7 protein-coding genes are annotated in these 7,000 nt (G+C 59.7%); all 7 read left to right on the top strand.

Going from position 1 to position 7,000, the window contains the following annotated elements; translation table 11 throughout:
* The coding region (locus AC1DH9_RS17815; protein WP_477808513.1) for a hypothetical protein at window positions 1-712 on the top strand (712 nt) is incomplete at its 5' end.
* A complete protein-coding gene (locus tag AC1DH9_RS17810; RefSeq protein ID WP_427545119.1) occupies window positions 712-1,437 on the top strand; it encodes an AzlC family ABC transporter permease in 726 nt (241 codons plus the stop codon). The genes AC1DH9_RS17815 and AC1DH9_RS17810, both read left to right, overlap by 1 nt.
* Window positions 1,434-1,784, top strand: coding sequence for an AzlD domain-containing protein (locus AC1DH9_RS17805; RefSeq protein ID WP_427545120.1), 351 nt, complete (start codon window positions 1,434-1,436; stop codon window positions 1,782-1,784). The genes AC1DH9_RS17810 and AC1DH9_RS17805 overlap by 4 nt, the downstream gene beginning before the upstream one ends.
* Before the next feature lie 230 nt (window positions 1,785-2,014).
* Window positions 2,015-2,710 carry an RraA family protein gene (locus tag AC1DH9_RS17800; protein ID WP_427545122.1) on the top strand — a complete coding sequence of 232 codons (696 nt, stop codon included), beginning with the start codon at window positions 2,015-2,017 and terminating at the stop codon, window positions 2,708-2,710.
* A 116-nt stretch (window positions 2,711-2,826) separates the two neighbouring features.
* Window positions 2,827-4,269: a TldD/PmbA family protein gene (locus tag AC1DH9_RS17795; protein WP_427545124.1), complete on the top strand. Its 1,443-nt coding sequence runs from the start codon at window positions 2,827-2,829 to the stop codon at window positions 4,267-4,269.
* On the top strand, window positions 4,269-5,606 hold the full coding sequence (locus AC1DH9_RS17790; RefSeq protein ID WP_427545126.1) for a TldD/PmbA family protein: 1,338 nt from the start codon (window positions 4,269-4,271) through the stop codon (window positions 5,604-5,606). Before AC1DH9_RS17795 ends, AC1DH9_RS17790 begins: the two co-directional genes overlap by 1 nt.
* Window positions 5,607-5,798: 192 nt before the next feature.
* A partial coding sequence (mdtD, locus tag AC1DH9_RS17785) for a multidrug transporter subunit MdtD (protein ID WP_477808512.1) occupies window positions 5,799-7,000 on the top strand: 1,202 nt, incomplete at its 3' end.

Genomic DNA, 7,000 nt, shown 5'->3' with positions numbered 1-7,000 from the left:
GGCCCTGACGGTGCATGAGGCACTGGCGGATCTATTTCACCTGACAGACATTAAATATGAATACGAAGAACACAAAGCCCTGTACCTGAAACCGGCAGCAGAAAAACATCGGGAGTGGGGCAACGGTCATGGCGACATCACACCGCATTCAGACGATTTGTATGAACACCTGAACGTAGATTATCTGGCATTGACGGTGTGTCGCGATACTACAAAAACACCCACCGCGTATTATTTCCCGAGTGATGTGCTCAGTCACCTGACGGATGAGGAAATTCAAACCCTGCTCACGATGAAAGCGGCCTTTATTTCGGGTAAAAACGTCGAGGGCTTCAAAGAGCGTATCCGCAATGTCGTCGACTATTCAGACGTCTATGGCTATCGGTTTTCTCTGGATTTTCGTATTGATGCGAATAACGGTGAAAGAATGCGCGCGGTCAACGGCGGCCAGCAGGTGCTGGACAAAATACGGGCAGGCCTCACGAGCGCAAAGCACAGTGTTTCAACGGCCGAGACAGGCACATTCCTGATCATCGCCAACCACAAAATAATGCACGCACGCACGATGCTGAACATCAGCACGGACGAAGTTCGAAAGCAGGCAAACACTTCGACCTTTGCAACGACACCCCGCCTGCTGTTTCGCAGCAAAGGCCCCAGAAAACAGTACTACTTGCTGAGTGAAAACACCTGCACCCGGACATCCAACTGATGAGCGCTCTCAATCCGGGCTTGCACTTATCGGCGACGAACGTGCTTAAAGAAGGTTTGCGCGACTCCATCACCTTCGGGGTCGCGTTCATCTTCCTGTATGTGTCCATAGGCATTTTGGGGGCTACTCAATCGTTGTCATTGAGCCAGACACTGGCGACGACGTTATTGATATTTTCCACCCCATTGCAATTTCTGCTTATGCAAAGCTACCAAGATGGCTGGATATTGATTCCGGTCATTTTGGTGCTCAATGCTCGTTTTGCACTGCTTTCATCGACGCTGGCACCCCATATCAGAAGCACGTCGACAGCCAAAATTCTGGCTTCATTGATTTTGATAACACCGTCAACATTTACCGCATGCATTACACGTTTCAAGCGATGCACCGACCATTCATTCATTTACTTAATTGGCATTGGATTACCCATATTTTCGGTATCGATTGCATGCACTTACATAGGATTCGCCACGGGAGCACATATCACCTCACCCGCCATTCACGCATTGATGACCATACTGCTACCTCTCCAATTTACCGCATTGGCCGCCAAGCAGTGGCCACATTACTACGACGTATCCAGTTATTGGTTTGGCTTTATTGGCGCGCCGCTGCTTATTTATCTCTTCGGAAACTACAACTTGTTGATCACGCCATTTGTCATTGGTGGACTGGTGGTATTGATCGACAACGGTCGCACTGCACTTGGAGCATCAGCACAATGACAATATGGCTACTCATTGGATTCTCCGCCCTCACGGCCTTCGCTTTCAGAGCCTTGCCATTTGCATTCAAAAATAATCCTGCGCTGACCAACACTCAAGGCTCGCTCTATCGATTTATCAGCTATAGCGCGCAAGCGATGCTGGGCGTGATCATTTACGAAACGGCGTTCAACAAACTGGATGCCGTCAGTTTGCTGCAGCAATTCCAGGGGCTGGATGCATTAAAAATTGCGTTGCTGATTGGTATATTTATCATTGTTGCGAAAACAAAAAAAATATTGCCCGGTTTTCTCGCGTGCTTGTTGATTTACTGGATGGCAAACGCGTACCTGCATGGCTGGAACTAGCCCGTTAAACACGGCGCATTTTCTGGGGCCGGATACATCGCGGGCACGCCACGGCGAAGCTTGTCCGCGAGGGTATTCGCCGGTCGACACCTCACACGGCGTAAATCCTTCCCACACCGCTTCACCCTTGATCCCACCCCCCGCGCAGGCCTACTCTAGTCACCGCGCAAACGTTTCACCCCCCCGCCCCCATCGACAAGCCGCCACCTGGCTGGCCACGAGGCTTACTCATGTTTGATGTCGTGTCTTCGAGCAAATGGCCCACCGGCTACCTGATCAACCCCAACGTAGAACCCCTCGATCCGAAATGGCTGAAGGAATTCAGCAAGATCCCCGCCGCCGCCGTCAGCGACTGCCTGGGTCGCAACGTCGGTGGCCTGGGTTTGAAAGCCTTCCACGGCAATGCGCCGATGCTCGGCAGTGCGCTGACGGTTCGCGTGCGCCCCGGTGACAACCTGATGATCCTCAAAGCCATGCAGATGGCCCGCCCGGGCGATGTGCTGGTGATCGACGGCAGCGCCGACCTGACCCGCGCCGTGTTCGGCGGCATCATGCGTGCCATGGCCCTCAAGGCCGGGATCGTCGGCGTGGTGATCAATGGTGCCCTGCATGACCTCGACGAGTGGCAAACCGGTGAACTGCCGGCCTACGCCATCGGCGGCGTACACCGTGGCCCGAGCACCGACGGTGGCGGCGAAATCAACGTACCGATCTCCTGCGCCGGCATGCTGGTTGCTCCTGGTGACCTGATGATTGGCGACGGTGACGGCGTGGTAGCTGCCTCGCGCAGCGAACTGCCAGAGCTGCTGGTGCGTTGCCACGACCTGCTGGCCCGCGAAAAGGCTACGCTTGCGGCTATCGAAGCCGGAACGCTGGACCCGGATCGGTTTGACGCCATCCTGCGCGCCAAGGGTTGCCCGGTTTAACCGCCACAAGCATCGCGAGCAGGCTCGCTCCCACAAGAACTGCGCAAACCCTGTGGGAGCGAGCCTGCTCGCGATGAGGCCCTTGAGGTCGCAGCCACTCACAAGGAGGTTCTCCAATGTTCGATTTCCACCCCCAGCTCAAGCAGCGCTTCGCTGCCTTGCGCACGGGCGCCGAGTTTTTTTCGCTGCGCTATGTGCGCGAGTCGGGTCAGTACCTGTCGGTACGCAAAAACGTTGCCGAGCCTCCAAGCCTGAGTCGTGACGAAGGCGCGATGCTGACTGCACGGGTCAATGGCGTCGAAGCCTATGCCGCGACCAACGACCTGTCGCCATCCGGCCTGCAAGCCGCCCTCGACCGCGCCGAACGACAGGCCCGTTCGATTGCCGCCCATGCCCTGCTCGACCTGCGCCAGCAGCCGGTTTCCAGCGAGCGCGCCGATTACCTGTCACCGAACCTTGAACAACCCTTCCCGTCCCTCAGCGATTGCTACCAACTGCTCGGCGCCGAATCCGCTGCCGTGCCCAAGGACGAGCGACTGGTGAACTGGCAGGTCAGTATCGGCATCACCCATGTCGAACAGATCTACCTCAATAGCGCCGGCGCCGAATTGCGTCAGGCGCAACGCTTCGTCTACCCGGGGCTGGATGCCACCGCCTACGACGGCAACGACAGCCAGACCCGCAGCCTGGGCCGCGAAAACTTCGGTCAGCAAGGCGGCGCAGACGTAATCAGCCGCTGCGGCCTGATCGGCGCCGGCCCGCTCGTTGCCGACCAGGCGCTGCAATTGCTGCTGGCGCCCAACACCCCGCAAGGCAAACGCGACCTGCTGCTGATGCCGGACCAGATGATGCTGCAGATCCACGAGTCCATCGGCCACCCGCTGGAACTGGACCGCATCCTCGGCGACGAGCGCAATTACGCCGGCACCAGCTTCGTCAAAACCAGCGATTTCGGCAGCCTGCAATACGGCTCCGAACTGCTCAACGTGACCTTCGACCCGGACATTCCCGAGCAGCTCGCCAGCTACGGCCATGACGACGACGGCACGGCGGCGAGCAAACAATTCCTGATCCGCGAGGGTTTGCTGATCCGTCCGCTGGGTGGTGCGCTGTCGCAATATCGCGCCGGCCTCGACGGCGTCGCCAACAGCCGCGCCTGCGGCTGGAACCGTCCGCCCATCGACCGCATGGCCAACCTCAACATCGAGCCCGGTGACCAGTCGCTGGAACAGTTGATCAGCGGCATTGAACACGGCGTGCTGATGTCGACTAACCGCTCATGGTCAATTGACGACGCACGGAATAAATTCCAGTTCGGCTGCGAGTGGGGCCAGTTGATTGAAAACGGTGAACTCAAAGGCGTGGTGAAAAACCCGAACTACCGGGGTATTTCTGCGCAGTTCTGGCGCAACCTCAGCGCCGTTGGCGACACCAGCACCTTCAAGGTGCTGGGCACGCCGAACTGCGGCAAGGGCGAACCGAACCAGGTGATCCGCGTCGGCCACGCCTCGCCGGCCTGCGTGTTCAGCAACATTGATGTGTTTGGAGGAGACGCCTGATGAGTACGACGTTGAGTCAGGTCGAGCAATTCAAAGGACTGGTGGCCTGGTTGCGCAGCGCGGTGCGCGAGCCTGAGCAGTTCACCCTGAGCTACGCCGCCGAATCGTCGGCGTTCGTGCGCTTCAACCACGCCAAGGTGCGTCAGGCCGGCCAGGTCCAGCAGGCCAGCGTCGGCTTCAAACTGATCAATGACGGTCGGCACGCGGACCTGAACATCACCCTCGCCGGTGATTCCGAGGTCGACCTTCAGCGCCTGGCCGAAGGCCTGCAACAGCTGCGCGAGACCCTGCCGCTGTTACCGCAGGATCCGTATCTGCTGCTCAACCACACGGGTTGGCAGAGCAAGAACGTGCAGGACCACCCGTTGCCGGACACCGAACAGGTGGTCGCCGAAATCGCCCGCGCCGCCGAAGGGCTCGACCTCGTCGGTTTCTACGCCGCCGGGCCGATCAGCCGAGGGTTCGCCAGTTCGTCCGGCGCCTTCGGCTGGCATCAGGCCAACAGCTTCAATTTCGACTTCAGCCTGTTCCACGCCAACGGCCAAGCGGTGAAAGCCAGCTACGCCGGGCACGACTGGAACAGCGAAGGTTTCGCCAAACGCTTCCAGCAGGCCCGCGAGCAGCTGGAGTTTTTGGGACGGCCGCTGCGTACCTTGGCGCCGGGTCAGTACCGCGCCTATCTGGCACCGGCCGCGCTGGAAGAGATCGTCGGCATGCTCTGCTGGGGGGGGTTCTCCGCGCAGTCGATTGCCAGCAAAAGCAGCCCGCTGCAAAAACTCTACGCAGGTGATAGCACCTTCAGCCCCTTGCTCTCGCTGGATGAAAAAGTCAGTGGTTCCCTGAGCCCGGCGTTTTCCGGCGAAGGCTACCCGCGCAGTGATCTCGGGTTGATCGTTGCGGGCAAGGCGGGAGAGCGGCTGGTGGGTTCGCGCAGCGCCGCCGAATACGGCCTGACTGCCAACGGTGCCGGTGGCGGCGAGTCGCCCAGTGCCTTGAACATGGCCGCCGGTGCGTTGCCGGAAGCCGAGATTCTCAAGCAACTCGGCACCGGTTTGTACATCAGCAACCTATGGTACCTGAACTACTCGGATCAACCGGCCGCACGCTTGACCGGCATGACCCGTTTCGCGACCTTCTGGGTCGAGAACGGCGAGATTCAGGCACCGGTCAGCACCATGCGCTTCGATGACAGCGCCTACAGCCTGCTCGGTTCGCAGCTGGAAGCACTGACGAGTGAGCGTGAGCTGATTTTGTCGCCCAGCACCTACAGCCAGCGGGCCACGGCCTCGGCGGTATTGCCCGGAGCGCTGGTCAGCCGCCTGACGTTGACCCTGTAAACACGATCCGTAGCAGCTGGCGAAGCCTGCGTTCGAGGACGGAGTCCTCGCAAAATCAGCAACCGCGTTTCCTCTGAAGAAATGTGGTTGTCAGGTTTCACGACCGCTTCGCGGCCGAACGCAGCCTGCGGCAGCTGCTACGGGATCGCCATTGCTCTCGCGGATTGTTTCATCTCCAAAACAAGAGGTCCCATGCCCAACCTTCCGGCTCTTGATGCAATCACCGCCCGCTGGGTCCCCTGGGTGGTGGCGATTGCGTTTTTCATGCAGTCCCTCGATGGGACCATCCTCAACACCGCCCTGCCCGCCATGGCCCTCGACCTGGCAGAAGACCCACTGCGCATGCAGGGCGTGATCATCGCCTACATGCTCACGGTCGCCTTGCTGATTCCGGCATCGGGCTGGGTCGCTGACCGCTTCGGCACCAAGAAAATCTTCTTCGGCGCAATCCTCTTGTTCAGCCTCGGCTCTCTGCTCTGTGCGCTCTCCAGCACCTTGACCATGCTGGTCGGCGCCCGAGTGATTCAGGGGCTGGGCGGCGCATTGATGCTGCCGGTCGGGCGACTGGTGGTGCTGCGCGCTTACCCGCGTTCGGAGCTGGTGCGGATCATGGGCTTCATCACCATTCCCGGCCTGCTCGGGCCACTGATCGGCCCGACCATGGGCGGCTGGATGGTGCAATACCTGACCTGGCACTGGATCTTCCTGATCAACCTGCCAGTCGGGCTGGTCGGTTGCTACGCGGTCTGGAAATTCATCCCGGACCTGCGCGGCTCTGAGCGCACGCGTTTCGATGGTTTGGGTTTCCTGCTGTTCGGCGCGGCGATGGTGCTGATCACCATTGCCATGGAAGGCCTGGGTGAGCTGCACCTGCCGCATTTGCGGGTGATGTTGCTGCTGTTTGGCGGTATGGCGTGCCTGGCGGCGTATTGGCTGCGGGCCGGGCATATCGACAATCCGTTGTTCGCACCGGCGCTGTTCAAGACCCGGACTTTTGCCGTGGGCATTCTCGGCAACCTGTTCGCCCGGCTTGGCAGCGGMGCCCTGCCGTTTCTGGTGCCATTGCTGCTACAGGTCGCCTTGGGCTACTCGCCGTCCCTGGCCGGGATGAGCATGTTGCCGCTGGCCGCCGCGGCAATGTTCGCCAAGTCGATCGCGCGACCGCTGATCGAGCGCCTGGGTTACCGCATCGTGCTGACCGGTAACACCCTGGCGCTGGGAATCATGCTGGCGAGCATGGGCCTGGTCAGTGAGCAGACGCCTTATTGGCTGCTGCTGGTGCAACTGGCGATACTCGGGGCGATCAACTCCTTCCAGTTCACAGCGATGAATACCGTGACCCTGATCGACCTCGACGACGCCAGCGCCAGCAGCGGCAACAGCCTGCTGTCAGT

The organism is Pseudomonas sp. 05T35 (genome assembly GCF_056396605.1).
This window is presented reverse-complemented; position numbering and strand designations above follow the sequence as displayed.